At 55.2% G+C, this 25,831-nt stretch carries 25 protein-coding genes; 18 read left to right on the top strand and 7 right to left on the bottom strand.

What is annotated here, in order from left to right; translation table 11 throughout:
* Window positions 1–114: 114 nt before the first annotated feature.
* Window positions 115–1,008: an oxidoreductase gene (locus tag ACN0UH_RS06085; protein ID WP_417661221.1), complete on the bottom strand. Its 894-nt coding sequence runs from the start codon at window positions 1,006–1,008 to the stop codon at window positions 115–117.
* 346 nt (window positions 1,009–1,354) lie between these two features.
* On the opposite strand from ACN0UH_RS06085, the gene ACN0UH_RS06080 reads away from it, so the two are divergent.
* Both ACN0UH_RS06080 and tadA read left to right on the top strand, forming a co-directional pair.
* Complete coding sequence (locus ACN0UH_RS06080; protein ID WP_417661220.1) at window positions 1,355–2,722, top strand: multicopper oxidase family protein; 1,368 nt, start codon at window positions 1,355–1,357, stop codon at window positions 2,720–2,722.
* Window positions 2,722–3,210: a tRNA adenosine(34) deaminase TadA gene (tadA, locus tag ACN0UH_RS06075; protein ID WP_417661219.1), complete on the top strand. Its 489-nt coding sequence runs from the start codon at window positions 2,722–2,724 to the stop codon at window positions 3,208–3,210. The genes ACN0UH_RS06080 and tadA overlap by 1 nt, the downstream gene beginning before the upstream one ends.
* Window positions 3,211–3,225: 15 nt before the next feature.
* Here tadA and mltF read toward each other — a convergent pair whose 3' ends face one another.
* Complete coding sequence (gene mltF / locus ACN0UH_RS06070; RefSeq protein WP_417661218.1) at window positions 3,226–4,695, bottom strand: membrane-bound lytic murein transglycosylase MltF; 1,470 nt, start codon at window positions 4,693–4,695, stop codon at window positions 3,226–3,228.
* A gap of 167 nt (window positions 4,696–4,862) precedes the next feature.
* Between mltF and purL the strand changes: the two genes are divergently transcribed.
* Both purL and ACN0UH_RS06060 read left to right on the top strand, forming a co-directional pair.
* Window positions 4,863–8,759 carry a phosphoribosylformylglycinamidine synthase gene (purL, locus tag ACN0UH_RS06065; RefSeq protein WP_417661217.1) on the top strand — a complete coding sequence of 1,299 codons (3,897 nt, stop codon included), beginning with the start codon at window positions 4,863–4,865 and terminating at the stop codon, window positions 8,757–8,759.
* Window positions 8,760–9,111: 352 nt separating this feature from the next.
* Complete coding sequence (locus ACN0UH_RS06060; protein WP_417661216.1) at window positions 9,112–9,429, top strand: NGG1p interacting factor NIF3; 318 nt, start codon at window positions 9,112–9,114, stop codon at window positions 9,427–9,429.
* A gap of 215 nt (window positions 9,430–9,644) precedes the next feature.
* Here ACN0UH_RS06060 and ACN0UH_RS06055 read toward each other — a convergent pair whose 3' ends face one another.
* Window positions 9,645–10,166 (bottom strand): L,D-transpeptidase family protein, encoded by a 522-nt coding sequence (locus ACN0UH_RS06055; RefSeq protein WP_417661449.1) that lies wholly within the window; start codon window positions 10,164–10,166, stop codon window positions 9,645–9,647.
* 19 nt (window positions 10,167–10,185) lie between these two features.
* On the bottom strand, window positions 10,186–10,743 hold the full coding sequence (locus ACN0UH_RS06050; RefSeq protein WP_417661215.1) for an NUDIX hydrolase: 558 nt from the start codon (window positions 10,741–10,743) through the stop codon (window positions 10,186–10,188).
* Window positions 10,744–10,900: 157 nt separating this feature from the next.
* On the opposite strand from ACN0UH_RS06050, the gene ACN0UH_RS06045 reads away from it, so the two are divergent.
* The 5 genes from ACN0UH_RS06045 to ACN0UH_RS06025 all read left to right on the top strand — a co-directional run bounded on the left by ACN0UH_RS06045 (window position 10,901) and on the right by ACN0UH_RS06025 (window position 14,247).
* Window positions 10,901–11,506, top strand: coding sequence for a CoA pyrophosphatase (locus ACN0UH_RS06045; protein WP_417661214.1), 606 nt, complete (start codon window positions 10,901–10,903; stop codon window positions 11,504–11,506).
* 12 nt (window positions 11,507–11,518) lie between these two features.
* Entirely contained in the window at window positions 11,519–12,043 is a 525-nt protein-coding gene (locus ACN0UH_RS06040) for a gamma carbonic anhydrase family protein (protein ID WP_417661213.1), read from the top strand.
* On the top strand, window positions 12,043–12,231 hold the full coding sequence (locus tag ACN0UH_RS06035; RefSeq protein ID WP_417661212.1) for a DUF1289 domain-containing protein: 189 nt from the start codon (window positions 12,043–12,045) through the stop codon (window positions 12,229–12,231). The genes ACN0UH_RS06040 and ACN0UH_RS06035 overlap by 1 nt, the downstream gene beginning before the upstream one ends.
* Before the next feature lie 94 nt (window positions 12,232–12,325).
* Window positions 12,326–13,507 (top strand): formate-dependent phosphoribosylglycinamide formyltransferase, encoded by a 1,182-nt coding sequence (gene purT, locus ACN0UH_RS06030; protein ID WP_417661211.1) that lies wholly within the window; start codon window positions 12,326–12,328, stop codon window positions 13,505–13,507.
* Complete coding sequence (locus ACN0UH_RS06025) at window positions 13,504–14,247, top strand: SGNH/GDSL hydrolase family protein (protein WP_417661210.1); 744 nt, start codon at window positions 13,504–13,506, stop codon at window positions 14,245–14,247. The genes purT and ACN0UH_RS06025 overlap by 4 nt, the downstream gene beginning before the upstream one ends.
* Here ACN0UH_RS06025 and ACN0UH_RS06020 read toward each other — a convergent pair.
* Both ACN0UH_RS06020 and ACN0UH_RS06015 read right to left on the bottom strand, forming a co-directional pair.
* A complete protein-coding gene (locus ACN0UH_RS06020; protein WP_417661209.1) occupies window positions 14,213–15,499 on the bottom strand; it encodes an HlyC/CorC family transporter in 1,287 nt (428 codons plus the stop codon). The genes ACN0UH_RS06025 and ACN0UH_RS06020 overlap by 35 nt on opposite strands.
* Before the next feature lie 15 nt (window positions 15,500–15,514).
* Window positions 15,515–16,315, bottom strand: a complete 801-nt coding sequence (locus ACN0UH_RS06015; protein WP_417661208.1) for a cytochrome C assembly family protein — start codon at window positions 16,313–16,315, stop codon at window positions 15,515–15,517.
* Between the two features lie 157 nt (window positions 16,316–16,472).
* Between ACN0UH_RS06015 and ffh the strand changes: the two genes are divergently transcribed.
* The 6 genes from ffh (at window position 16,473) to ACN0UH_RS05985 (ending at window position 20,635) form a co-directional block, all read left to right on the top strand.
* Window positions 16,473–17,852, top strand: coding sequence for a signal recognition particle protein (gene ffh / locus ACN0UH_RS06010; RefSeq protein WP_417661207.1), 1,380 nt, complete (start codon window positions 16,473–16,475; stop codon window positions 17,850–17,852).
* Window positions 17,853–18,079: 227 nt separating this feature from the next.
* The gene (gene rpsP / locus ACN0UH_RS06005; RefSeq protein WP_010484678.1) at window positions 18,080–18,331 is read left to right on the top strand and encodes a 30S ribosomal protein S16; all 252 of its coding nucleotides are present in this window, start codon (window positions 18,080–18,082) and stop codon (window positions 18,329–18,331) included.
* Window positions 18,332–18,337: 6 nt separating this feature from the next.
* A complete protein-coding gene (gene rimM, locus ACN0UH_RS06000; protein ID WP_339487457.1) occupies window positions 18,338–18,874 on the top strand; it encodes a ribosome maturation factor RimM in 537 nt (178 codons plus the stop codon).
* Window positions 18,875–18,879: 5 nt separating this feature from the next.
* Window positions 18,880–19,632, top strand: coding sequence for a tRNA (guanosine(37)-N1)-methyltransferase TrmD (trmD, locus tag ACN0UH_RS05995; protein ID WP_339514638.1), 753 nt, complete (start codon window positions 18,880–18,882; stop codon window positions 19,630–19,632).
* Window positions 19,633–19,674: 42 nt separating this feature from the next.
* Window positions 19,675–20,025 (top strand): 50S ribosomal protein L19, encoded by a 351-nt coding sequence (gene rplS, locus ACN0UH_RS05990; RefSeq protein WP_010484685.1) that lies wholly within the window; start codon window positions 19,675–19,677, stop codon window positions 20,023–20,025.
* A 190-nt stretch (window positions 20,026–20,215) separates the two neighbouring features.
* A complete protein-coding gene (locus ACN0UH_RS05985; protein ID WP_417661206.1) occupies window positions 20,216–20,635 on the top strand; it encodes an acyl-CoA thioesterase in 420 nt (139 codons plus the stop codon).
* 64 nt (window positions 20,636–20,699) lie between these two features.
* Here the strand turns inward: ACN0UH_RS05985 and ACN0UH_RS05980 are convergent, their stop codons facing one another.
* Window positions 20,700–22,565 carry a cation:proton antiporter gene (locus tag ACN0UH_RS05980; RefSeq protein ID WP_417661205.1) on the bottom strand — a complete coding sequence of 622 codons (1,866 nt, stop codon included), beginning with the start codon at window positions 22,563–22,565 and terminating at the stop codon, window positions 20,700–20,702.
* A 125-nt stretch (window positions 22,566–22,690) separates the two neighbouring features.
* Here ACN0UH_RS05980 and xerD point away from each other — a divergent pair, with 125 nt between their 5' ends.
* The 3 genes from xerD to ACN0UH_RS05965 all read left to right on the top strand — a co-directional run bounded on the left by xerD (window position 22,691) and on the right by ACN0UH_RS05965 (window position 25,829).
* A complete protein-coding gene (gene xerD / locus ACN0UH_RS05975) occupies window positions 22,691–23,587 on the top strand; it encodes a site-specific tyrosine recombinase XerD (RefSeq protein WP_417661204.1) in 897 nt (298 codons plus the stop codon).
* Window positions 23,588–23,667: 80 nt separating this feature from the next.
* Window positions 23,668–24,396 (top strand): bifunctional protein-disulfide isomerase/oxidoreductase DsbC, encoded by a 729-nt coding sequence (gene dsbC, locus ACN0UH_RS05970; protein ID WP_417661203.1) that lies wholly within the window; start codon window positions 23,668–23,670, stop codon window positions 24,394–24,396.
* A 128-nt stretch (window positions 24,397–24,524) separates the two neighbouring features.
* Complete coding sequence (locus tag ACN0UH_RS05965) at window positions 24,525–25,829, top strand: homoserine dehydrogenase (protein WP_417661202.1); 1,305 nt, start codon at window positions 24,525–24,527, stop codon at window positions 25,827–25,829.
* Window positions 25,830–25,831: the final 2 nt, after the last annotated feature.

The following is a 25,831-nucleotide window of genomic DNA, read 5'->3' as shown; positions in this document are numbered from 1 at the left end:
GAGTATTTAAATATCCATGTATCGTTATATGGCTCTTTAAATGCTCGCTGGATTGATCATCGATGAAGCAGTCTATTCTCAAACCGGCTTGTGAATTAGGAGTAGGTGGCGATCTTAACCCGGGCCATCGCTGGCAGTCGCCAGCAGAGGCACGATCAGATCGCTGATTGGTGTCGGGATGCCTCGAGCTAGAGCACGGCGTTGGATAACCCCGTTGCGACAGTCCCATTCGAGTGGCTGGCCAGCTAATCGGTCGGCGAGAATCGAGGTGCCTTGGTCGGTCGGGTAGCGACGAAATACGTCGATGATATCTTGCGGCACGTCGTCGCTCAGCACCGCGCCTTCGGCACGGGCTACCGCAAGACATTCGCGAAGATAAGCTAGGGCCAACTCACTAATATCCGTTCTGGCGAACATGCCTGCGCGGCGACCTGTCAAAACCATCAAGCCAGCGGCGGCGTTCTGCAGCAGCTTGCGCCATGCGACAGAGGTGAAGTCAGGCGCTACATCGACCGAACACAATGTGCCTGCCAATGCCTTGACCACCAACTCGGTTGCCGGGGTGTCCGGTAAGGTGAGGCGGGCTTTGGCGCGTAGCCATACCGAGGCGTCCGGTTCGCGTTGCGCAGGAAACCAAACGACTGCAGGCAATACGGGGCCGCCTGACAAATACGGCTCGATTAGGGCTTTTTGTTCGACGCCGTTTTGCAGCACGCAGACCACGGTTTTCGCGTTGCACAGTGAAGAAAGCCAAGGTGCTATTGCCTCGATCTGGGTTGACTTGACCGCGACGAATACCAGGTCGAAGGTGTTTATGGTCTCTGCCGGATCAGTCAGCACGGGCCCCGGTACCACAATATTGCCGCCCTCGTGGCGAAGTTCCAGCTGCTCGTACGCTGAGCGGCCACAAACCGTCGGCGTGCGCCCGACCTCATGCAGCGCCGCCGCGATGGTCGTGCCTATTGCCCCGGGGCCGATGAGGGCGATGGTTGGATTATCAGGCATCATGGTTATTACCCTGTTTTGATCGTCATTATCTGCTCTGACAACCATGCAGCCCCGGACCGTCTAGATCAAGTATTAAGCTGTGGCGTGTGTTCGCGCGAGGCGTCCAGGTGCGACATGCATTTGTAGATGTCAGCCGCGCAAGCGCGTGGCTTTCAGGTGTGGTGTTTGTTCACTCGGTCTTGCGGCCTATGCCGTGATAAAATCTGCGGATCGCCGACTGAAGTGATTTGTGGCAACACAGCAGTTTGTTGAAAGCCTTAAAATAGAAGACGTTTTCCATAGAGAAAACGCTGTTCACCGTCGCCTGATGGGCTCGAGTTGATTGGCTATTTAGGAGCCCGTTTGTATGTCGTTTACGCGTAGACAAGTGCTCGCAGGTCTTGCGGGCTTGAGTGTTGTTGGCCTTGGTGCTGGTGGCGCTCGTTATTGGTTGGGTCGTCCGTTTGACCAGAAAACCCATGACTACGAATTAATCGCTGCACCTGTCGATTTAGAACTGGTGCCCGGCCACCAGACCACTGCCTGGGGGTACGGCGGCTTGGCGCCAGGGCAGGAAATCCGCTGTCGCCAGGGTGATCTGCTGCGTGTTCGCTTTATCAATAAACTGCCTGAGCAGACCACTATTCACTGGCACGGCATCCGCTTGCCATTGGATATGGACGGTGTGCCTTATGTGTCGCAGATGCCGGTGCTGCCGGGCGAATATTTCGACTATAAATTTGTGCCGCCGGATGCTGGCAGCTACTGGTATCACCCGCACCTTTTCAGCTCCGAGCAGATGGGGCAGGGGCTTGTCGGCCCGCTGGTGATTGAGGAGCGTGAGCCGAGCGAGTTCAAGCACGAGCGCACCTTGAGCATCAAAAGCTGGCATGTTGATGAGCAAGGTCAATTCACGCCATTCAGCATACCGCGTCAGGCTGCGCGAGAAGGCACGCGCGGACGTCTGTCGACCATCAATGCCGTGCATGTGCCTACGCTGGAGCTGCCAGCCGGTCAAGTGGTGAGGCTGCGGCTGATCAATCTCGACAATACGGTGACTTACCGTTTGAACCTGCCCAATGCCGAGTCGCGCATTTACGCCATCGATGGCAACCCGATTGAGCCGCGTGAACTGGGCAAGGAATACTGGCTCGGTGCTGGTATGCGCCTTGATCTGGCACTGCGCGTGCCCGAGGCGGGTACAGAGTTGTTGCTGCGTGATGGCTCCGTGCGTTTGGCAACTATTAAAAGTTTGGCCTCAAGCGAGCCAGTGGCTGATTGGCCTGCGCCATTGCCCGCTAATCCGGTTGCAGAGCCCGACCTGGCCAAAGCCGAGACCATTAAGTTCAACTTCGAGTGGGCTGCGTCGCTGGCCGACCCGAATCAGGCCGGACCGGCAAAGTACTGGCAAATTAACGGTCAAGCATGGGATATCAACGATAAAACCTGTGCCGACCGGCCAATTGCTACGCTTAAGCTGAATAACCACTACATTTTTGAGCTGCGCAACATGGCGCAGTATCTTCACCCGATCCATTTGCATGGCATGACTTTCAAAGTCATCAGCTCGAATCGGAAAAAGATTACCCCGTACTTCACCGACACTTATCTGCTGGGTAAGAATGAGACGGCGAAAATTGCCCTCGTTGCTGATAATCCGGGTGTGTGGATGTTCCATTGCCATGTGATTGATCACATGGAAACCGGCCTTATGGCCGCCATTGCGGTGGTTTGATGCGGCAACCGAAAATCATTGATCGCAGTCAGGATCAACACTTCATGCGTGAGGCGCTGCTGCTGGCTGAGCAGGGCGCCGTTCTGGGTGAAGTTCCGGTGGGTGCAGTGTTGGTGCAGGACGGTAAGATCATCGGGCGCGGCTTTAACTGCCCGATTTCAACCCATGATCCAAGTGCCCATGCCGAGATGGTGGCGATACGTGATGCTGCCGTTCAGTTGGATAATTACCGCCTGCCGGGCAGCACGCTGTATGTCACCTTGGAACCCTGCAGCATGTGTGCGGGGCTGATCGTCCATGCGCGAGTCGAGCGCGTGGTGTTTGGCGCGACAGAGCCTAAGGCCGGTGTCGCTTTGAGTCGTGGTGAGTTTTTCAGTCAGGCGTTTCTCAATCATCGGGTGATGATTGAAGGCGGGGTTTTGGCGCAAGAATGCAGTGAAGTGCTGAGCGCGTTTTTCAAAGCGCGCCGTGCCAGTTCTACGCGTTAGGCTGTTAGCAGGCGTTTAAAGCGGGGGCGATTCAGCGTCTAGGGTTTCTTTAGTGACGCCCGGCAAGTGCATGCCGCTTTCGACCACTTGATTGCTCTCAAGTTGAGGCTGCGTCACCCAGGTGAGGATGTCGTAATAGCGGCGGATGTTGCGTACAAAATGCACCGGCTCGCCGCCGCGGGCATAGCCATAGCGGGTTTTGCTGTACCATTTCTTTTGCGCCAGCCGCGGCAGAATTGACTGCACGTCGAGCCATTTATTTGGGTTAAGGCCTTCAGCCTCGGTCAGTTTGCGTGCATCTTCCAAGTGTCCACCACCAACGTTATAGGCGGCGAGGGCGAACCAAGTCCGGTCCGGCTCAAGAATGCTTTCTGGCAGCAACTCTTTAACGTGAACAATGTACTTGGCACCGCCATCAATGCTTTGTTTGGGGTCGAGTCGATTGGATACGCCCATCGCCTGCGCGGTACGAAGCGTCAGCATCATCAGGCCGCGTACGCCGGTTTTTGAGGTGGCGGTGGGTTGCCAAAGCGATTCCTGATAACCCATTGCGGCGAGTAGTCGCCAGTCCATATTGTTGCGGCGCCCAGCCTGGCGGAAAAACTGCTCGTAGCGCGGTAGGCGTTTTTGCAGGTGCTGAGCGAAGGTGTAAGCGCCAACATAGCCGAGTACATCAACGTGGCCGTAATAGCGATCGGTCAAGCGTTTGAGGCTGCCGTTTTCTTTGGCGCGGGCAATGAAAGTGTTGACCTCATCAAGCAGGCTATGGTCTTCGCCCGGTTTTACCGCCCAGGCCAGATTGAGTGAGTCACCGAGGTCGAACGCCACGCGTACATTGGGGAAGTACACCTGATTCATTGCCAGCTCATTGGAGTCGACCAGCGTCAGGTCTACCTGGCCTTCATCGACCATGCGCAGTAAGTCGACGATTTCCACCTCGGACGACTCTTCGTACTCAAGTGTTGGCATCTGTACTTTTAGCTCGGCCAGCTGTTCGGCGTGGCTGCTGCCTTTTAGCACTGCGATGCGTTTGCCAAGTAAGTCTTCAGGACGAGTAGGGCGGCGCTGACCGTTGCGGTAGATAACTTGCGGGGTGACCTCAAGGTAGGGCTTGGAAAATAGCGCCTGTTGTTTGCGTCCGGCGCTATCGACCAGACCAGCGGCAGCCAATACCGGACCATCTGCGTTGTTTAAACGGTTAAATAGATCGTCCAAATTGTCGGCTGTTTCAATTTTTAGCTCGACTTTGAGGTCGGCAGCAAAACGTTTGACCAGCTCATACTCGAAGCCAGTCTCACCGTTACGATCCTGGAAGTAGGTCGCGGGGCTATTCCTGGTGATCACGCGCAGTACGCCCTCCGCCTGCACTCGCTCAAGGGTTGTGGGTACTTTTTCTTCAGCACCACAGCCATTTAGCAGCAGAAGGATTCCGATCGCTGACAGCCATTTGGCGTAGCGCGTGCGGATCGCAGATTGGGAATACATCGATGCAGTATACGCAAAGGATTCGCCTTGCAATATCTCGACAGACGCTCGCTTCTCTGCTAGCGCGCAGACTGTCGTTTTGGCGTAGGCAAACGGGTGATGTGTTCAGCGCTTTAGGCTAGAATGCACGGCCTCAAAGCACACCCCCTTCCCAGAGGCTGTCATCGATGTTGATCTTGCGCGGCGCCCCCGCTCTTTCTGCTTTTCGTCACGGCAAGTTGCTCGAGCAACTTACCCGCAAAATACCGGCTGTTACTGGGCTGTACGCCGAATTTGCACACTTCGCCGATGTTGTCGGTGCTCTGACCGCTGACGAAGAGCAAGTCTTGGCTCGCTTGTTGAAATACGGGCCGAGTGTAGACGTGCAGGAGCCAAGCGGTCGCTTGTTTCTGACGATTCCACGGTTCGGCACTATTTCACCATGGTCAAGTAAGGCCAGTGATATCGCTCGCAACTGTGGTTTGGCGAAAATCCATCGCATTGAACGCGGCATTGCCTACTACGTTACCGGTGAGCTGGATGCGGCTGCGCGTGAACAGGTAGCTGTGCTGCTACATGACCGCATGACTCAGTTGGTGCTGGAAAATCTGGAGGACGCTGCGGCGCTTTTCAGTCATGCCACTCCTAAGCCTTTGACCGTGGTTGACGTGCTCGGTGGCGGTCGTGCTGCATTGGAAAAAGCCAACGTCGAGTTGGGCTTGGCGCTGGCTGATGATGAAATCGACTACTTAGTCAGCAGCTTCGGCACCATGGGCCGTAACCCGCATGACATCGAATTGATGATGTTTGCTCAGGCTAACTCTGAGCATTGTCGGCACAAGATTTTTAATGCCAGCTGGGACATTGACGGCCAGTCGCAAGAAAAATCGCTGTTTGGCATGATCAAAAATACCTACCAGATGCACAGCGAAGGCGTTCTGTCTGCCTACAAGGACAACGCTGCGGTAATCGTCGGTAGTACGGCTGGGCGCTTCTTTCCGAATTCGGAAACCCGTGAATACGGCGCTGTTACCGAGCCTGTGCACATCCTGATGAAGGTGGAAACACACAACCACCCAACCGCGATTGCCCCGTTTCCGGGTGCCTCGACAGGTTCGGGCGGTGAGATTCGTGACGAAGGCGCGACCGGCCGTGGCGCCAAGCCTAAAGCTGGCCTGACTGGCTTTACCGTCTCGAACCTGCAGATTCCGGGCTTTGAGCAGCCGTGGGAAGTGCCTTACGGCAAACCAGAGCGCATTGTCACTGCCTTGGATATCATGATCGAAGGCCCGCTGGGCGGCGCTGCGTTTAACAATGAATTCGGTCGTCCGGCGCTGACCGGTTATTTCCGTACCTTCGAGCAGTTGATCAGCACGCCACACGGTGACGAAGTACGCGGTTATCACAAGCCGATCATGCTTGCCGGTGGTATGGGCAACATCCGCGAAGATCACGTACAAAAAGCTGAGATTACCGTTGGTTCCAAGCTGATCGTACTCGGCGGTCCGGCCATGCTCATTGGTTTGGGTGGCGGTGCGGCTTCGTCGATGGCGACGGGTGCGAGCTCTGCTGATCTTGATTTCGCTTCCGTACAGCGTGAAAACCCAGAAATGGAGCGCCGCTGTCAGGAAGTTATCGACCGTTGCTGGCAGTTGGGTGAAAACAACCCGATCAGCTTTATCCATGACGTCGGTGCGGGCGGCTTGTCCAATGCCTTCCCTGAACTGGTTAACGATGGCGAGCGCGGCGGTCGTTTTGACCTGCGTGCAGTGCCTAACGATGAACCGGGCATGGCGCCACTGGAAATCTGGTGTAACGAATCCCAGGAACGTTATGTAATGGCGGTTGATGCCGCTAACTTCGAGCGTTTCAAAGCTATTTGTGAGCGTGAGCGTTGCCCATTCGCAGTGGTCGGTGAGGCCACTGAAGAGCGGCACCTGACTGTTGCGGATAGCCACTTTGGCAACAATGCGGTCGATATGCCGCTAAATGTGTTGCTCGGTAAGGCGCCGCGCATGCATCGCAGCGCCGACCGTGAAGCGGAATTGGGCGATGACTTCGACCCCGCTAACGTTGATATCAAGGAAGCAGTCTCCCGCGTCCTGCAGCACCCAGCTGTAGCCAGCAAGAATTTCTTGATCACCATTGGTGATCGCACGATTACCGGTATGGTGGCGCGCGATCAAATGGTCGGCCCGTGGCAGGTGCCAGTTGCAGACTGTGCGGTAACTGCTTCTAGCTTCGACACCTACAGCGGTGAGGCCATGGCCATGGGTGAGCGCACGCCGTTGGCTTTGCTTAACGCACCGGCCTCGGGACGTATGGCAATCGGTGAAACCTTGACCAATATGGCGGGTACCCGGATCGCCAAAATTTCCGACATTAAACTGTCGGCAAACTGGATGGCCGCTGCGGGCCATCCAGGTGAAGATGCTCGCCTTTATGACACGGTTAAAGCCGTCGGTATGGAGTTGTGCCCAGAGCTTGGGATTACCATTCCGGTGGGTAAAGACTCAATGTCGATGAAGACTCGCTGGCAAGACGGCGATGACGACAAGAGCGTGACGTCGCCAATGTCGTTGATTGTCACTGGCTTCGCGCCGGTCACAGACATCCGTCGCACGCTGACCCCAGAGCTGCGCATGGACAAGGGCGAGACCGATCTGATCTTGATTGATCTTGGCCGTGGTCAGAATCGTATGGGCGCCTCTATTTTGGCGCAGGTATACGGCAAGCTGGCCAAGCAGGCTCCGGATGTCGATGACGCTGAAGACCTGAAAGCATTCTTCGCCGTGATTCAGGGTCTGAATGCAGACGGCCGCTTGTTGGCTTACCACGACCGTTCGGATGGTGGTTTGTTGGCGACCGTGGTGGAAATGGCCTTTGCTGGCCACTGCGGCCTTAGCCTGCAGCTCGATACCTTGGCTCTGAATCACAATGAGCTGGCGGGTGTGTTGTTCAACGAAGAATTGGGCGCGGTTATTCAAGTTAACCAGGACTTCACTGCTGAAGTGCTTTCGCAGTTCTCTGCTGCCGGGCTGGATGACTGTGTTGCAGTTATCGGTAAGCCGGTTAATAACGGCCACATCGAAATCAGCTACAAAGATGTCTCGGTGCTTTCTGCCGAGCGGCGCATCTTGCAGCGTCAGTGGTCTGAGACCAGCTACCAGATTCAACGCCTGCGCGATAACGCTCAGTGTGCTGATCAAGAGTTCGACGCGCTGCTCGAAGAAGACAATCCGGGCCTTAGCGCCAAGCTGGGCTTTGATGTCAATGAAGACATTGCGGCGCCGTATATCAAAAAAGGCCTGCGCCCACAGATTGCCGTATTGCGCGAGCAAGGTGTCAACGGTCAGGTAGAAATGGCTGCAGCGTTCGACCGCGCCGGTTTCAATGCTGTCGACGTGCACATGAGCGATATTCTGGCCGGTCGTGTTGACCTCGATGCTTTCAAAGGTCTGGTCGCGTGCGGCGGCTTCTCCTACGGCGACGTACTGGGCGCTGGCGAAGGCTGGGCTAAGTCGATTCTGTTTAACAACCGTGCGCGTGATGCGTTCAGCGGCTTCTTTGAGCGTGAAGACAGCTTCTCGTTGGGCGTGTGTAACGGTTGCCAGATGCTCTCCAATTTACATGAGCTGATTCCGGGTAGTGAGTTCTGGCCGCACTTTGTGCGTAACCGTTCCGAGCAGTTCGAAGCGCGTGTGGCAATGGTTCAGGTGCAGGAGTCAGAGTCGATTTTCTTGCGTGGTATGGCGGGTTCACGCATGCCAATCGCCATCGCTCACGGCGAGGGTCATGCCGAATTTAAGAGCAACGACGCGCTGGTTGAAGCTGACTTGTCCGGTTGCGTGGCGATGCGCTTTGTCGATAACCACGGCAAAGTCACCGAAACCTACCCAGCCAATCCGAATGGTTCACCGCGCGGTATCACCGGCCTGACCAGTCGTGATGGGCGGGTGACAATCATGATGCCGCACCCTGAACGGGTCTTCCGCGCCGTGCAGAACTCATGGTGCCCGGATGAGTGGAATGAAGATGGCGCATGGCTGCGTATGTTCCGCAACGCTCGCGTTTGGGTCGATTAACGACCCCTGTTCGGCAGGCTGATTATTAGCCTGCCGGATTCTTGCCTGAGGTTCGCCAGGTCAATCCTGGCGAGGCTCTAATGTCTTATCGTGATGGACGCTCGTTCATCGTTACCAGATTTGCCTTTTTGGTTTTCACGCACCGTCCCAGCAGTTGCTGATGCGGGCATTTGGTGTGTCTGGCGTAATGTGATGGCGGTCATGTTTCGTTGGTTTGAACATGGACGCCGGTTCCGGGGATGAACGTTTTCCAGGGTTTCAGGTCTTTTAATTAAGGATATTTGAACTGCATTTACAAAGATTGATGGCAAAATGGCATTATTGATCTGGTTGCCTTATTACGGAGATCTTGATGTACAAACTGTGCTTTTACGTGCCTGAAAGTCACTTGGAAACTGTCAAGGCCGCCATTTTTGCCGCAGGTGCTGGGCATATAGGTAACTACGATAATTGCTGCTGGCAGGTGCCGGGGCAGGGCCAGTTTCGCCCGCTGCCGGGCAGTCAACCATATACGGGTGGCGAAGGGGTTTTAGAGCGTCAACCTGAGTGGAAGGTCGAATTGGTGGTGGCGGATGAACTGATCCACGAAACGGTCAAGGCGCTCAAAGCCAGCCATCCATACGAAACCCCGGCATTTGATGTGTGGCGCCTGTCTGATATGCAGTTTTAAGCGGTTCGCTTGGCAAGTCTTGGTGGACAGGCATCGCCTTGTCGCACTCATACACTTTGCCGCACTCATACATTGTTGCTGAGGTAGGGTGGACAGCGCTGTATTGCCCGCCGTCTGTGGCAGCGAATGTCAGGGCAACTTGCTTGAATTTGATGAGCCAAGCTTCGCCCTGTCGCCCTCTAAAGAGTGTCGCGCCCTACAGACGCAGCCGCCGATTAGGGGCGAATTTCGATCAGTGTGCCGTCTTTAACCAGCGACCAGATTTCGCGCATATCGGTGTTTTTCATGGCGATGCAGCCGTTGGTCCAATCCAGTGTGCTGAAGTACCACTCCGGGTATTCTTCATCGATTGGGGTGCCATGAATCATGATCATGCCGCCCGGCGACAGACCTTTGCTGCGAGCAGTAGCTTGGTCGCGGGCATTGGGGTATGAGATGTGCATCGACAGTTGGTAGTTGTCGCTGGTTTTGCGCCAATCAATCCAATAGATGCCTTCAGGTGTGCGCTGGTCGCCTTCAAACTGTTTATGGCCCTGCGGCTTTTTCCCCAGAGAAACACGATAGCTTTTGAATGGCTGGCCTTTGCTGATGAGTTGCAGTTTGCGCTCGGACTTGAGGATCAGCACTTTGTCGATGCGCTGAGCCTGGTTGCTTTTCTGTAGAGGTGGCGGCACTGGTGTGTTTGCACACACATTAGCAACAAAGGAAAAGCAGATTAAAGCCAGCAACCAGCGCATTAGAACGATATCCATATGATCAAAAAGCTACTTTGTAGTGTGCGCGTAAGGCCTCTAAAGACTCATTGCGGACCGGAAACTGGGCGGTTATGCGATCAGCAAAGTAGCATTCTAAAGTACGCCCGATGGTCGGGAAAGCCAGCTCTGACCAAGGGATGTCTGCTTCATTAAACAAGGCGACTTCCAGGCTCTCTTCACCCACTGCAAAATCCAGATCAGTGAGTTCTGCGCGAAAGAATACATGCACCTGATTGATGTGGGGTAAATCAATTAGGTTATACAGTGTCAAATCGTGGACTCGGGCGCAGGCTTCCTCGGCTGTTTCGCGAGCAGCAGCTTGTTCAATGGTTTCGCCATTCTCCATAAAGCCTGCGGGTAAAGTCCAGTAGCCCCGGCGCGGTTCAATTGCCCGGCGGCAGAGCAGAATTTGCTGCTTCCAAACAGGAATACAGCCAGCAACTATGCGCGGGTTTTCATAATGAATGGCGCTGCAGAGCTCGCAGACAAAGCGTAAACGGCTGTCTCCCTCAGGGATTCTATGGCTTACCGGGTTGCCACACTGACTGCAGAATTTCATGCCGTTTCCTCGCTGCTTATGGCCTATCTTTGCTCGATACCCCTGCATGAATCAATTGTGGCGTCCTCAATTAGGCAATTTCAACACTGTCTCAAGCTTGGGTGTCGCGGGCTTTCATGCCATTATCCAAGGAAGAAAAAGAACGCTGAGATTGCCCATGCTCGATGAGCTACTCCAACGTGTACGTTCTCACCAGCCGCTAGTTCTGGGGGCAGACGGTAGCTTCCCGGAAGCTGCGGTGCTGGTTCCTATTACCCGCAGTGATGAACCCGAGGTCGTGCTCACCTTACGTGCCAGTGGTTTGTCCACGCACGGTGGTGAAGTTGCGTTTCCAGGTGGTCGTCGTGACCCCGAAGATCAGAATCTGGTGCAAACCGCTCTGCGCGAGGCAGAAGAAGAGATTGCCCTGCCGCCTGGCTTGGTCGAGGTGATTGGTCCGCTAAGTACTTTGGTTTCGCGCCATGGCATTCAGGTCACTCCCTTCGTTGCTGTTGTCCCTGACTTTGTTGATTACCTGGCCAATGATGGGGAGATCGCTGCGGTATTCTCGGTGCCGCTGAAATTTTTCCGCGAGAATCCGCGTGAGACCACGCACCGAATTGATTATCTGGGTCAGAGTTGGTATGTGCCCAGTTATCGCTTTGGCGAATATAAAATATGGGGGCTGACGGCGATCATGCTGGTTGAGCTGATTAACCTGGCCTACGACGAGTCGCCGATTGATCTGCACACGCCGCCAAAGCACTTCATTAGCCTGACCTGAGGAATGAGCCATATGAAATACCGTCTTGGACAATCCGCAGTCGATGCGCACCCCGAAAGTTGGGCCGCGCCGAATGCCACGTTAGTGGGCAAGATCAAGCTGGAACAAGGCGCAAGCGTTTGGTTTAACGCTGTGCTGCGTGGCGATAACGAGCTGATTCATATTGGTGAGCACAGCAACGTGCAAGACGGCAGTGTCATGCATACCGACATGGGCTTTCCGCTGACCCTTGGCAAAGGCGTTACGGTTGGTCATAACGCCATGCTGCATGGTTGCACGGTGGGTGATTACAGCTTGATCGGGATTAATGCCGTGGTGCTCAATGGCGCCAAAATTGGCAAATACTGCATCATCGGCGCCAATTCGCTGATTGGTGAGGGTAAGGAAATTCCTGACGGGTCGCTGGTCATGGGTTCACCCGGAAAAGTAGTGCGTGAGCTGACTGATGCACAAAAGAAAATGCTTGAGGCCAGTGCCGCGCACTATGTCCACAATGCCCAGCGCTATGCGCGTGAGTTAACTGAGCAAGAAGATTAATGACTGATGAACGTCCTGTAGCCTCACCTTGCGTACATGTCTGTGCGCTGGATGAAGAGGATATTTGTATTGGTTGCCAGCGTAACGTTGCTGAAATTACCCGCTGGAGCCGCATGGATAACCAAGAGCGGCGTGATGTGCTGGTGCAGTGCCATCAGCGTGCGGTGAGCAAAGGTATTATCCTCTAGCGCACACGCAGCGCTGGTTTTTGCGTCGATTAGCCCTGATGCATTCTGCTCGGGCTACCTTTCTCTTAGATTTAAGCCAGTCCAAGGAATTGTTATGCCCCGTATCGGAACCCCGTTATCGCCTAGCGCGACGCGTGTATTACTGTGTGGCTCGGGCGAGCTTGGAAAGGAAGTGGTGATCGAGCTGCAGCGCCTCGGGGTTGAGGTGATCGCCGTCGATCGCTATGCCAATGCCCCGGCGATGCAGGTCGCGCACCGTAGCCATGTGGTCAATATGCTGGATGGCGCAGAGCTTCGCGCGGTGATTGAGCAGGAAAAACCGCATTACATCGTGCCTGAGATTGAGGCAATTGCCACCGCGACGCTGGCTGAGTTGGAAAGTGAAGGCTACACCGTGATCCCAAGCGCCCGCGCCGCTCAACTGACCATGAATCGCGAAGGCATTCGTCGCTTGGCTGCTGAAGAACTAGGCCTGCCAACCTCACCCTATGAGTTTGCCGACTCATTCGAGGCGTTTGCGGCCGCAGTGGCCAAGATCGGCTTCCCTTGCGTGGTCAAGCCGATCATGAGTTCTTCTGGCAAGGGCCAGTCGGTACTCAAGAGTGAGGCTGATGTACAGCAAGCGTGGGATTACGCGCAGGAAGGTGGTCGCGCTGGCAAGGGGCGGGTCATTGTCGAAGGTTTTATCGACTTTGATTACGAGATTGCTCTGCTGACGGTGCGTCATATCAATGGCACCACCTTCTGTGCGCCAGTCGGTCATCGTCAGGAACGTGGTGACTACCAGGAATCTTGGCAGCCCCAGCCGATGAGTCCGAAAGCCATGGCCGAGGCCGAGCGCATTGCGCTGGCGGTTACAGATTCGCTGGGCGGCCGCGGTCTGTTTGGCGTTGAGCTGTTTGTTAAGGGGGATCAGGTCTGGTTCTGTGAAATCTCGCCGCGCCCGCATGACACCGGCATGGTGACCCTGATCTCCCAAGACCTTTCCGAGTTTGCCTTGCATGCGCGGGCAATTCTTGGTCTGCCAATTCCAGTGATTCGCCAGTTTGGCCCTTCGGCTTCAGCTGTCGTGCTGGTTGAGGGGCAGTCGGAGCAAGTCAGCTTTGGCAATCTGGCGGCGGCGCTGGCGGAGCCCGATACCATGCTGCGCTTGTTCGGTAAGCCGCAAGTCAATGGTCAACGGCGCATGGGTGTTGCACTGGCGCGTGACGAGTCACTGGAGCTGGCGCGGAGCAAGGCAACGCGTGCTGCCAAGGCGGTTAACGTCGAGCTGTGAATGGTCAGGGCTGGCGTTGGTGGCTGCTGGTTGGGTTGACGTCGCCTGTGGTCATACCGCTGGCGCTGTACACACGCCTTACTGCATTGCGTCTTGCCCCTGCTGCTGGGCCTGTCGAGGGCGTGGCTGGCGTTCAGTTCGCCGGGCAGCCAGTGCGACTTTTACTGCTCGGCGAGTCAACCGCCGCTGGCGTAGGCGTAAGTTGCTTGTCGCAAGCCTTGGTCGGGCAACTGGCTAGAGCCTTGGCCGATTATCAACAGCGTCCGGTTGCATGGCAGGTGCTGGCTGAGAACGGTATTACCGCAGCCCAGGCCTGTCAGCGGTTGCTGCCGCAGGTGCCTGCCGGCTCATTTGATTTGGCGGTGCTGGTGTTCGGGGTTAATGACTGTAGCCACCTGACTCGGCTTAGCCGTTGGCGCGCTTCGTTGCGCATGCTCGCCGTTGGGCTTCAGGCGGGTGGTGCGTCACTGGTTTTTACCGGTGTTCCGCCGCTACAGCACTTTACGGCGTTGCCTTGGCTGTTGCGCTGGCTATTAGGTGCCAGAGCGCAGCAGTTGGACGCGCAATTGCAGGCGCTGGCTAATGAGCGCCGAGCTCTGTATGTGCCGCTAGAACTGGATTTTTCAGCTGAGTACCTGGCGCTCGATGGTTATCATCCATCAAGCGCCGGGTATCAGGTTTGGGCGCAGAATTTGGCTGCTGCGATTACTCGCTCGCCTCACCCTCGGAAGATCGATTAAGTGCTTGCCAGACTTTTACGCTTTTAACGCGGTTGTCAGACGATTGCAGAATTTCCAAGTGGTAATCATCTATTTTTAAGCACACCGGGCCGTCTGGAATACTCTCCAGTGCTTCGGTGATCAACCCGTTCAGGGTTTTTGGCCCTTCACACGGTAGTTCCCAATCCAGTGCTTTGTTGATTTCGCGAATATACGCGGCGCCATCGATGACTTGGGTGCCATCGTCTTGTGGATGAATGTCGGGATTGCGCAGGGTATTTTGGTTGCTGAAGTCGCCGACAATTTCTTCAAGAATATCTTCTAATGCGACCACACCAATAACATCGCCATATTCGTCAACGACGATACCAATACGATGTTTTTGCTTTTGGAAGTTGATCAGCTGAGTCGAAAGCGGCGTGCTCTCGGGCACGAAGTACGGCTCCATGCAGGCGCCCAGCAGGCTCTCTTTAGTCAGTTGGTTGCTGGTTAGCAGGCGGGCGATCTGGCGGATATGCACCACGCCTTCGATCTGGTTGATATCAGTGCGGAATACCGGCAAGCGCGTGTGTGTCGTGCTGACCAACTGGGTGATGATGATTTCGATGTCATCTTCGAGATTGATCCCGGTAACTTCGTTACGCGGAATCATGATGTCGTTAACCGTGACCTTCTCTAGGTCAAGAATGCCGAGCAGCATACTTTGCCGGTTTTTCGGCAACTCATGGCCTGACTCACGCACAACGCTACGTAGCTCTTCGGTGGTCAGGCTGTCACTGCTTTTGCTGGTTGGGTCAACGCCAAGCAGTCTGAGGAGGCCGTTGCTGATCCAGCCGAGCATGATGACCAGCGGGTAAAACAGCTTGAGCAGTATGCTCAGCGGCATGCTGAATGGATATGCCACTCGCTCCGGGTGCAGGGCTGCCAAGGTCTTCGGGGTGATTTCGCCGAAAATCAGCAGGGCTATGGTCAAGCCAATGGTGGCAATAGCGATACCGGCTTCGCCCCAGAGTTTGATTGCCAGGACGGTTGCGATCGAGGAGGCGAGAATATTGACGAAGTTGTTGCCGATCAGAATCGTCCCGAGCAGCCGATCGGGACGGCTGAGCAAGGCGCTGACGCGCTTGGCGCCGCGATGACCTTCTTTGGTCAGGTGGCGCAGGCGATAGCGGTTGAGGCTGAGAATGCCGGTTTCGGAGCTAGAGAAGAACGCTGAGCAAGCCAGCAGGAAAATCAGAACGCCAAGCAAAAAGCCAGGGGGCAATGTGTCCACGAGGTGCGGGCCTACCTATATGTGCAGAATGAATTCGCGAACCAGCTTGCTGCCAAAGTAGGCGAGCATTAGCAGGCAGAAGCCCGCAAGGGTCCAACGAATTGCCTTGTGTCCGCGCCAGCCAAGCTGGTGGCGACCCCAGAGGAGTACGGCGAAGACGACCCAGGCGAAGCAAGAAAGGATGGTTTTGTGCACTAAGTGCTGTGCAAATAAGTCATCAATGAAAAGCGCTCCCGATAACAGCGACAACGAGAGCATGATCCAGCCAGCCCAAAGGAAACCGAACAACAAGCTTTCCATGGTCTGTAGCGGCGGGAAATTTTTGGTCAGGCCTGAAGGGTGCTTGTGCTTGAGTTGGTAGTCCTGCATCGACACCAGCAAGGCTTGAAATACCGCAATCGTCAGGATGCCGTAGGCGATGATCGACAGCAGTATGTGGGTAATAATGCCGGGGCCTTCATTAATCGGGTCAATGGTGCCAACGGGCATAAACTGCGCGAGTAATACGGTGATGCAGCCTAATGGAAACAAAAACAGCAACAAATTTTCCGTCGGAATGCGCAGGCAAGCCAATAGTGTGATGCTGATCACGGCGAATGTAATGAGGCTGGCCGCGTTAAAAAAATCTAACTGCATGCCAATATCGTGATGCATTTGCACGAAAAGACTGCCGCCGTGGAACAGCAGTGCGAGCACGCCGAGCAGGCCGAGCAGGCGCTTGTCAGGGTTGCTGCGTGTGGAAAGACGCAGTCCTTGGTAGATTGCAGCGCCGCCGTAAAGGCAGGCAGCCGCTAAGCTGGGCAGCAATGGGTGCATAAATCCTAGTAGGGAAAGCCCGAAAGGCGCTGAGTTTGGCACATAAAGCATAATTTACGAAAGACTACTGGCGGTGTCAGTGTTGCAGACAGTTGGTTATAATCACCGGCTAGTTGCAAGCCCAGCCTCGGTTCAGTTGAACCTGAAAGGAACGAGCATGTTCGAAAATTTAACAGACCGCCTCTCGCAGTCACTGCGAAATGTCACTGGCAAAGCCAAGATGACAGAGGAAAACATCCAGGACACCCTGCGTGAAGTGCGCATGGCTTTGCTCGAGGCCGACGTTGCATTGCCGGTGGTCAAAGAGTTCGTTAACCGGGTTAAAGACCGTGCGGTTGGCACTGAAGTGTCGAAAAGCCTGACGCCAGGTCAAGCGTTTGTGAAGATCGTGCGCGCCGAGCTCGAAGAGCTGATGGGCGCGGCCAACGAAGACCTGGCTTTGAATGTTACGCCTCCGGCTGTCGTGCTGATGGCGGGTTTGCAAGGTGCGGGTAAAACCACCACCGTCGGCAAGCTGGCAAAGTTTCTAAAGGAACGTAAGAAGAAAAGCGTGCTGGTGGTTTCGGCTGATGTTTATCGCCCTGCGGCGATCAAGCAGCTGGAAACTCTGGCCAATGATATTGGTGTGACCTTCTTTCCGTCGGACATTACGCAAAAGCCAGTGGCGATCGCGCAGGCGGCAATTAAAGAAGCGACGCTCAAATATATTGATGTAGTGCTGGTCGATACCGCTGGTCGTTTGGCCGTTGATGCCGAAATGATGGCTGAGATCCAGGCGCTGCATGCTGCGGTCAAGCCTGCTGAAACTCTGTTCGTGGTTGATGCCATGACCGGTCAGGATGCGGCAAACACTGCTAAGGCCTTCGCTGATGCGCTGCCGTTGACCGGTGTGGTGCTGACCAAGGTTGATGGTGATGCGCGTGGCGGTGCGGCGCTGTCTGTGCGCCATATCACCGGCAAGCCGATCAAGTTCATTGGTATGGGCGAGAAGAGCGACGCACTTGAGCCGTTTCACCCAGATCGTATTGCCTCGCGCATCCTCGGGATGGGCGACGTACTCAGCCTGATCGAACAGGCTGAGCAAACCCTTGATCGCGACAAGGCCGACAAGCTCACCAAGAAACTGAAAAAGGGCAAGGGCTTCGACCTCGAAGACTTCCGTGATCAGTTGCTGCAAATGAAAAACATGGGCGGTCTTGGTGGGCTCATGGACAAGCTGCCGCAAATGGGTGGGGTTAATCTCGCACAGATGGGCAACGCCCAAGGCGCAGCTGAAAAACAATTCAAGCAGATGGAGGCCATCATTAACTCGATGACTCCCGCTGAGCGTCGCGACCCTGAAGTTATCAGTGGTTCGCGCAAGCGTCGCATCGCCATGGGGTCTGGTACTCAGGTTCAAGACATCGGCCGGCTGATAAAACAGCACAAGCAGATGCAGAAAATGATGAAGAAATTCACCGCCAAAGGCGGTATGGCGAAAATGATGCGCGGTATGGGTGGAATGTTGCCAGGTGGCGGCGGGATGCCCAAGATGTAATTCAGTGTCTCGGCTTTGGCCTGCAGCCCCCTAGAATGGGTTGTTCAGGTGTTTGGTCGAGACAGTTTGAATGGCTTTGCAGGCATGCCAAGTCACGTCCTCGACCGGTGGGGGCAAAAAGTTATTTGCAAAAAACCGGATTATCCTTAGAATATGCGGCCTTTCGGGCCTAGTGCCCGATGCTTGCATTATCAGTTTTGCAGCACCGACTACAGGAACGAAGTTTAATGGTAACTATCCGTCTAGCCCGTGGCGGCTCTAAAAAGCGCCCGTTTTACCACCTCACAGTGACCAACAGCCGCAATGCGCGCGATGGTCGTTTCGTTGAGCGTGTTGGTTTCTTCAACCCAGTTGCATCGGGTAACGAAATCAAGCTGTCCGTTAACGAAGAACGCGTTACTTACTGGCTTGGCCAGGGTGCGCAGCCGTCTGAGCGTGTTGCTCAGCTGCTGAAGGAAAATGCTAAGGCTGCAGCCTAAGTATTTATGAGCACAACGCCAGCTCCAGCTGAAGACTTGGTTGTCCTCGGCAAGATCGTATCGGTGCATGGCGTGAAAGGCGACGTGAAGGTGTATTCCTTTACCGATCCGATCGATAACGTGCTCGATTATCCGCGTTGGACGCTCAGGCGTGACAACGAGGTTAAGCAAGTTGAAGTGGCCAGTGGGCGCTTGCAAGGCAAGGTCCTGGTAGCGAAGTTGAAAGGTCTCGATGATCGCGAAGTTGCGCGTACTTACGCCGGCTTTGAGATCTGCGTGCCTCGCAACCAATTACCGGAACTAACCGATGGCGAGTTCTACTGGTATCAGTTGGAAGGTCTTAAGGTGATTGATCAGGCGGGGCAGTTGCTCGGCAAGATTGACCATCTGTTTGAGACTGGCGCCAACGATGTGATGGTAGTCAAAGCCTGCGCCGACAGCCTTGATGATCGCGAACGCCTGTTGCCCTATACCGAGCAATGCGTGTTGTCGATTGATTTGAGTGCTGGAGAAATGCGGGTTGACTGGGATGCGGACTTTTAAGCGCCATGCCTAGCTTGCGCGTTGAAGTCATTACGTTGTTCCCGGAAATGTTTGCTGCCATCAGCGAATATGGCATTACCAGCCGTGCGGTGAAACAAGAGCTGTTGCAGCTCACTTGTTGGAATCCGCGGAGCTACACCAGCGATCGTCATCACACTGTGGATGATCGACCTTTTGGTGGCGGTCCAGGCATGGTGATGAAGATCAAGCCGCTTGAGGATGCTTTGCTCGACGCCAAGCATGCCGCAGGTGAAAAAGCGAAGGTGATTTACCTTTCGCCGCAAGGTCGCCAGCTGACTCAGTCAGCAGTACGCGAACTGGCAAACGAAGAGGCTTTAATCCTCATTGCAGGTCGCTACGAAGGCATCGATGAACGCTTTATTGAAGCGCATGTTGATGAAGAATGGTCGATTGGGGATTACGTCCTGTCTGGCGGTGAGCTGCCAGCCATGGTTCTGATCGATGCGGTAACGCGCCTTTTGCCTGGTGCATTAGGTCATGCAGGTTCGGCCGAGGAAGACTCCTTTACGGATGGCTTACTTGACTGCCCGCACTACACCCGCCCGGAGGTGTATGCGGATAAACGTGTTCCTGAGGTGCTGCTTAGCGGCAACCACGAACATATCCGGCGCTGGCGTTTGCAGCAGTCCCTTGGTAGGACGCACGAACGACGCGCTGATCTTCTGGATAGCCGCTCGCTTTCTGGGGAAGAGAACAAGCTGCTGGAGGAATACATCCGCCAGCGGGACGATAGTTAATGTATCGATGACAAGCCAGACCGCTTGTCTTAGGAGCGCAGCATGACCAACAAAATCATTCAGCAGATCGAAGCTGAGCAGATGAGCAAAGAAGTCCCTCCTTTTGCACCGGGCGACACCATTGTCGTTCAGGTAAAAGTTAAGGAAGGCGACCGTCAGCGTCTGCAGGCTTTCGAAGGCGTCGTAATCGCCAAGCGTAACCGTGGTCTGAACAGTGCTTTCACTGTTCGTAAGATCTCTAACGGTGTAGGTGTTGAGCGTACTTTCCAGACCTACAGCCCGCTGGTTGACAGCCTGGCTGTTAAGCGTCGCGGTGACGTTCGTAAAGCTAAGCTTTACTACCTGCGTGACCTGTCTGGTAAGGCAGCACGCATCAAGGAAAAACTGTCGTAAGACGTTTTTCTTTGAAAAAAAGGCAGCCTACGGGCTGCCTTTTTCGTTTAAGCAAGATCACTCAGGCGAACGTTGCTTCATCTGCCCGCTACTTGGCTGGTGGATATCCGACTTCTGGTGGACAAGCTTCGCGTTGTCGCACCCTACAATGATCATGCTTCCTCAACACTAAACTACAGGCCGCTACGTCATGACCCCTCGTGAGCAAGAAATCCAGCGCCGTATAGAACTCTCCACCACGCGCGTCGCCAAAGCCGTGTTCCCGCCGACAACTAATCACCACAACACCCTGTTTGGTGGTACCGCACTGGCCTGGATGGATGAAGTGTCGTTTATTGCCGCGACACGGTTTTGCCGACGCTCGTTGGTGACAGTATCTTCGGATCGCATCGACTTTAATCATGCAATTCCTGCCGGTTCGATTGTTGAATTGGTTGGACGGGTAATCAAGGTCGGCAATACCAGCCTCAAGGTTGAAGTCGAAGTCTTCGTTGAAAATATGTATCAAGACGGTGTGGAGCGCGCGATAAATGGTGTGTTCAGTTTTGTGGCTATTGATGACGATAAGCGACCGGTACCGGTTTTACCCGATTTCCCGCTAGACGCATAAGCCGTCCGCGACTAGTAAAAAGGCGCCTAAACCGGCGCCTTTTTACCTTGTGCTGCACTCTGGGCTATTTGCCGGCACTCGTCTCTGCCGCCGGATGCGTTGTCGGTTCGGTTTTGGCTGCGGGGGCATTGGCCGTTTCGTCATCAATCAATGACACCAATGTCCAGCCAGCTTCAGGTACGAAGTCCAGAGGTTGAGTGGCCACGTGGATCCAGCCTTTAGGGTCTTTAGCCATCAGCAGTAAAGCACTGTCGCCATGCAGTTCTTGATATTCCTGCCAGCCGAACGCTGCCTTGAGTGTGGTGGTGCGGATTTCTGCACCCTTGCTTAGTCGGCTGGCGAACTGTGGAAAGCTGATGGCAGCGCTGCCCAGGTTGCGCCCGCGTACACCGTCGCTGCTGCGATGCTTGTCTGAGCGCCGACTGTCGCTGCCAGAGGGCAGGGTGAAGCGGTTCGTCGCAGCAAAGTCATGGCGGAAATGCATGCAGGCCAGGGCGTTGAGCTCGCTTGAGGGGGATAGGGTTATCAGGTGGCCAAGACCGACCAGATCCAGATTGGCTTCGGCGTGCTGTGAGGTCGGATTGCCGAAGTAAGTCGGCAGATTGGCCATGCGAGCTGCGCGGGTGTTTTCCCAGCTGGAGTCGGTGAGCAATACGCGGTTGCCAAGGCTTTGCAGGGCTTTGCCCATGGCTCGGGCCACTGGATTGGCACCGACAATCAAGAAGCCGCTTGGCGCGGGCTCGGCGACCTTCAGCAGTCGCGCTAAAGGGCGCGCCGTGGCGCTTTGCAGCACCACGGTGCCGATAATCACCAGGAAAGTAAGGGGTACCAGCAATACCGCTTGCTCATCCCCCGCTTCTTGCAGGCGTAAGGCGAAGATCGCTGATACCGCCGCTGCGACAATGCCGCGTGGCGCGATCCAGGCCAACAGGCTCCGCTCGCGCCAGTTCAGGTTGGAGCCAAGGGTGCAAGCGAATACGCTGAGCGGGCGGGCGACAAACTGGATAATCGCCAGTAAAACCAAGGTCACCGGGCCCAGCGCGATCAATGCGTTAAGGTCAAGGCGTGCTGCGAGCAGAATAAACAACCCGGAAATCAGCAAGACACTGAGGTTTTCCTTGAAGTGGAGGATTTGCCTTACATCAACGCCGCGCATGTTGGCCAGCCACATGCCCATGACGGTCACGGCCAGCAGACCAGACTCGTGCATCAATTGGTTGGAGGTTATGAAAATACCCAGCACGGCGGCCAAGGACGCGAGATTGTGCAGGTATTCAGGCAGCCAGTGGCGCTTGAGCACCTGGCCAAATAGCCAGCCGCCAATCACCCCAAGCAGCGCGCCTGTGCCAATAACCGCGCCAAAGGTTGAGAGGCTATGACCCCAAGGGCTGCCATCGTCAATGCTGACGATAAAGCTGAAGACCACGACCGCCAGCAGTGCGCCGATTGGGTCGATGGCGATCCCTTCCCAGCGCAGGATGTTGGCGATAGAGGCTTTGGGACGCACCACGCGCAGCATCGGCACGATAACGGTAGGGCCTGTCACCAGCGTCAGGGTGCCGAACAGGAGCGCCAGTTCCCAGCTGAAACCGAGCAAATAGTGGGTCGCACAGGCGATGACCGCCCATGTGATCAGCGCACCCCATGACACCAAGCGGTGCACCACGGTACCGATCTCTTTCCACTCTGACATATGCAATGTCAGGCTGCCTTCAAACAGGATCAGCGCTACAGCCAGCGATACCAGTGGAAACAGCAAGTCGCCAAACAGCGCTTGAGGATCAAGAATTCCAGTGATGGGGCCTGCCAACAAGCCGCTTAGCAGTAAAAATAAAATGGCTGGTAAGCGTAAGCGCCAAGCCAGCCACTGGCTGGCTAACGCTGCTGCGCCAATGCCGCCGATGGCAAATAGGATTTGTGTTTCGTTCATCAGGACTCCTTGTCACTGGTGCGGCGTTACTTGCTATGGAAGACTAAGGCATCTCTGAAAAACGATTGCGCGCGCTACTTTTTTCAGGAGATCCCTAAAGCGACGCCACATTAAAGCAGTTACTTATGCCAACGCTAGAGCATCAATTGATCGATCGCTTCCTTGAAGCATTATGGTTTGAAAAAGGCCTTTCTGTGCACACTCGCGATGCATATCGCAGTGATTTAGCACATTTTAATGCTTGGCTCGACTCGCGTGGTTTGGCGTTAGAGGCGGCTGGCTGCGATGTGATTCTGGATCACTTGGCCTGGCGCTTGAATGAGGGGTACAAGGCGCGCTCTACTGCACGGTTTTTATCTGGCTTGCGGGGTTTCTACCGGTATTTATTGCGTGAAGGGATGATTAGCCAAGACCCGACCCTGCAGATCGATCTGCCGCAATTAGGCCGGCCGTTGCCGAAATCGTTATCCGAGGCCGACGTCGAGGCCTTACTGGCTGCGCCAGAGCTGGATGATCCTATTGGTCTGCGCGATCGTGCCATGCTTGAGGTGCTCTACGCCTGTGGCTTACGGGTAACCGAGCTAATAAGCCTGACTCTCGAACAGGTTAATCTGCGCCAAGGCGTACTTCGGGTTTTTGGTAAGGGCAGCAAGGAGCGGTTGGTGCCGCTGGGGGAGGAGGCGATTCTCTGGATTGAGCGCTACATCAAGGAAGCGCGAGCGTTTTTGCTCGATGGCAAGCCCAGTGATGTGTTGTTTCCCAGTTCTCGCGGTGAGCAGATGACCCGCCAGACTTTCTGGCATCGCATCAAGCACCAAGCCAAGGTCGCAGGTATCGCTAAATCATTGTCGCCGCACACGCTCAGGCATGCGTTTGCCACGCACTTGCTCAATCATGGTGCGGACCTGCGCGTGGTGCAAATGCTGCTGGGTCACAGTGATCTATCCACTACGCAAATTTACACGCACATTGCCCGTGCCCGCCTACAAGAGTTGCACGCGGTTCATCACCCGCGCGGATAAGCCTGTTTGGCGGCGCCCCGCGGGCCTGAATTATGGTAGTCTCCAGCCTCCGAAATTTGCGCTGCTCTGTAGGAGAACTCATGCGCTTGACCCGAATTATTGCAACCGCTGCATTGGCACTGTTAAGCAGCATGGCGTTTGCTGACAAAGCAGAGCAGGCTATCCGTAAAACACTGGATACCCTGCAGATCGATGTTCCGGTAGAAAGCATCGTCGCAAGCCCGCTCAAAGGCTTATACGAAGTTAAGCTCGAAGGTGGCCGGGTAATCTATGCCAGCGCCGACGGCCAGTTTGTGATGCAGGGCTATTTGTTTCAGATGCAAAATGGCGCGCCGGTCAATTTGACCGAAAAGGCTGAAAGCCAGGGCATCGCCAAGGCTATCAACAGTATTCCCGAGGCTGAAATGGTGGTTTACCCGGCGACGGGCAAGGCCAAAACCCATATCACCGTCTTCACTGATACCACTTGCCCCTATTGCCACAAGTTGCATGGCGAAGTGGCTGAGCTGAACAAGCAAGGCATCGAGGTGCGTTATGTTGCCTTCCCGCGCCAGGGGCTGGGTTCGGCAGGTGACAAGCAACTGCAAGCGGTGTGGTGTTCTAAGGATCGCCGCGACGCCATGGATAAAATGGTCGAGGGCAAGAATATTTCGGCTGCAGCTTGCGCCAACCCAGTCTCCAAGCAGTTTGCTCTGGGACAGTCTATCGGCGTACGCGGGACGCCGGCGGTAGTACTTGCCAACGGTCAGTTGATCCCTGGCTACCAGCCAGCTGCCCAGCTTGGCGCCCAGGCACTTGCCGCCCAGTAATCGCTGGCGGTTTGACCGTGCAGCAGGGCAGATTGACTATTACCTAGCCGCTTCGTAATGTGCGGCTCTCTTTTTATGCGACCGGCCAATGAGTCGGTCGTTTTGTGCAGTACAGATGGGAGTTCAGTGTGAAACCGGTCAAAGTAGGCATTTGTGGTTTAGGTACTGTCGGTGGCGGTACATTCAACGTGCTCAAGCGTAATGCCGAGGAAATCTCGCGGCGTGCTGGGCGTGGTATTGAAGTGGCGCAAATTGCGCAGCGTTCAGCTAACCCGCAATGCGACACGACCGGTACTGCAATTACCAACGATGTCTTCGAACTGGTCAGCAACCCTGAGATTGAAGTGGTTGTCGAATTGATTGGCGGCAGCACAATCGCCCGTGACGTGGTGCTCAAGGCCATTGAAAACGGCAAGCACGTCGTGACCGCAAACAAGGCGCTGATCGCCGTTCACGGTAATGAGATTTTCGCCAGGGCCCGCGAGAAAGGCGTGATCGTTGCGTTTGAAGCCGCGGTTGCTGGCGGCATTCCAGTGATCAAGGCGATTCGCGAAGGTCTGGCGGCTAACCGTATCAACTGGTTGGCTGGCATCATTAACGGCACTGGTAACTTCATTCTCAGTGAAATGCGTGAGAAAGGCCGTGCCTTTGCCGATGTGCTGGCTGAAGCTCAGGCGCTGGGTTATGCCGAAGCTGACCCGACCTTTGACGTTGAAGGCATTGATGCGGCGCACAAGTTGACCATTCTGGCGTCGATTGCCTTTGGTATTCCGCTGCAGTTCGACAAGGCCTACACCGAAGGCATTACCAAGCTGACCACCGCTGATGTCAACTACGCCGATGCTCTGGGTTATCGCATCAAGCATCTTGGTGTTGCGCGTCGCACCGATGCTGGTATCGAGTTGCGTGTACACCCGACGCTGATCCCGGCTGATCGTCTGATAGCCAATGTTAATGGCGTGATGAATGCGGTTATGGTCAACGGTGATGCAGTGGGTTCAACGCTGTACTACGGCGCTGGCGCTGGCATGGAACCAACCGCTTCGTCTGTGGTTGCCGACTTGGTTGACGTTGTGCGTGCCTTGACCACTGACCCGACCAACCATGTGCCGCACCTGGCGTTCCAGCCAGATTCACTGTCTGATCATCCGATCCTGCCGATCAGTGCTTGTGAGAGCGCTTATTACCTGCGTATTCAAGCCAAGGATCGCCCCGGTGTTCTGGCTCAGGTGGCCAGCATTCTGTCGGCTCGCGGTATCAATATCGAATCGATCATGCAGAAAGAAGTCGAAGAACATGACGGTTTGGTGCCCATGATTCTGGTCACCCACCGTGTCGTTGAAGCGCAAATCGATGAAGCCATCACCGCCCTTGAAGCGTTGGATGATATTGCTGGCAGCGTTGTGCGCATCCGCGTCGAACAACTGGTCTAAGG

Origin of the sequence: Pseudomonas sp. (genome assembly GCF_048265905.1) — a bacterium.
GTDB lineage: Bacteria > Pseudomonadota > Gammaproteobacteria > Pseudomonadales > Pseudomonadaceae > Aquipseudomonas.
The sequence above is the reverse complement of the archived record's forward strand: the minus strand, read 5'-3'. Positions and strand labels throughout refer to the sequence as shown.

Coding starts and splice junctions, on each gene's coding strand:
- ACN0UH_RS06085 (WP_417661221.1), bottom strand. CDS start 1,008: ATGATGCCTGATAATCCAACCATCGCCCTCATCGGCCCCGGGGCAATA.
- rimM (WP_339487457.1), top strand. CDS start 18,338: ATGAGCACAACGCCAGCTCCAGCTGAAGACTTGGTTGTCCTCGGCAAG.
- ACN0UH_RS06050 (WP_417661215.1), bottom strand. CDS start 10,743: ATGAAATTCTGCAGTCAGTGTGGCAACCCGGTAAGCCATAGAATCCCT.
- ACN0UH_RS06035 (WP_417661212.1), top strand. CDS start 12,043: ATGACTGATGAACGTCCTGTAGCCTCACCTTGCGTACATGTCTGTGCG.
- rpsP (WP_010484678.1), top strand. CDS start 18,080: ATGGTAACTATCCGTCTAGCCCGTGGCGGCTCTAAAAAGCGCCCGTTT.
- dsbC (WP_417661203.1), top strand. CDS start 23,668: ATGCGCTTGACCCGAATTATTGCAACCGCTGCATTGGCACTGTTAAGC.
- ACN0UH_RS06040 (WP_417661213.1), top strand. CDS start 11,519: ATGAAATACCGTCTTGGACAATCCGCAGTCGATGCGCACCCCGAAAGT.
- ACN0UH_RS06015 (WP_417661208.1), bottom strand. CDS start 16,315: ATGCACCCATTGCTGCCCAGCTTAGCGGCTGCCTGCCTTTACGGCGGC.
- ACN0UH_RS06055 (WP_417661449.1), bottom strand. CDS start 10,166: ATGCGCTGGTTGCTGGCTTTAATCTGCTTTTCCTTTGTTGCTAATGTG.
- ACN0UH_RS06060 (WP_417661216.1), top strand. CDS start 9,112: ATGTACAAACTGTGCTTTTACGTGCCTGAAAGTCACTTGGAAACTGTC.
- ACN0UH_RS05980 (WP_417661205.1), bottom strand. CDS start 22,565: ATGAACGAAACACAAATCCTATTTGCCATCGGCGGCATTGGCGCAGCA.
- mltF (WP_417661218.1), bottom strand. CDS start 4,695: ATGTATTCCCAATCTGCGATCCGCACGCGCTACGCCAAATGGCTGTCA.
- tadA (WP_417661219.1), top strand. CDS start 2,722: ATGCGGCAACCGAAAATCATTGATCGCAGTCAGGATCAACACTTCATG.
- ACN0UH_RS06045 (WP_417661214.1), top strand. CDS start 10,901: ATGCTCGATGAGCTACTCCAACGTGTACGTTCTCACCAGCCGCTAGTT.
- ffh (WP_417661207.1), top strand. CDS start 16,473: ATGTTCGAAAATTTAACAGACCGCCTCTCGCAGTCACTGCGAAATGTC.
- purL (WP_417661217.1), top strand. CDS start 4,863: ATGTTGATCTTGCGCGGCGCCCCCGCTCTTTCTGCTTTTCGTCACGGC.
- trmD (WP_339514638.1), top strand. CDS start 18,880: ATGCCTAGCTTGCGCGTTGAAGTCATTACGTTGTTCCCGGAAATGTTT.
- xerD (WP_417661204.1), top strand. CDS start 22,691: ATGCCAACGCTAGAGCATCAATTGATCGATCGCTTCCTTGAAGCATTA.
- ACN0UH_RS06080 (WP_417661220.1), top strand. CDS start 1,355: ATGTCGTTTACGCGTAGACAAGTGCTCGCAGGTCTTGCGGGCTTGAGT.
- ACN0UH_RS05985 (WP_417661206.1), top strand. CDS start 20,216: ATGACCCCTCGTGAGCAAGAAATCCAGCGCCGTATAGAACTCTCCACC.
- purT (WP_417661211.1), top strand. CDS start 12,326: ATGCCCCGTATCGGAACCCCGTTATCGCCTAGCGCGACGCGTGTATTA.
- rplS (WP_010484685.1), top strand. CDS start 19,675: ATGACCAACAAAATCATTCAGCAGATCGAAGCTGAGCAGATGAGCAAA.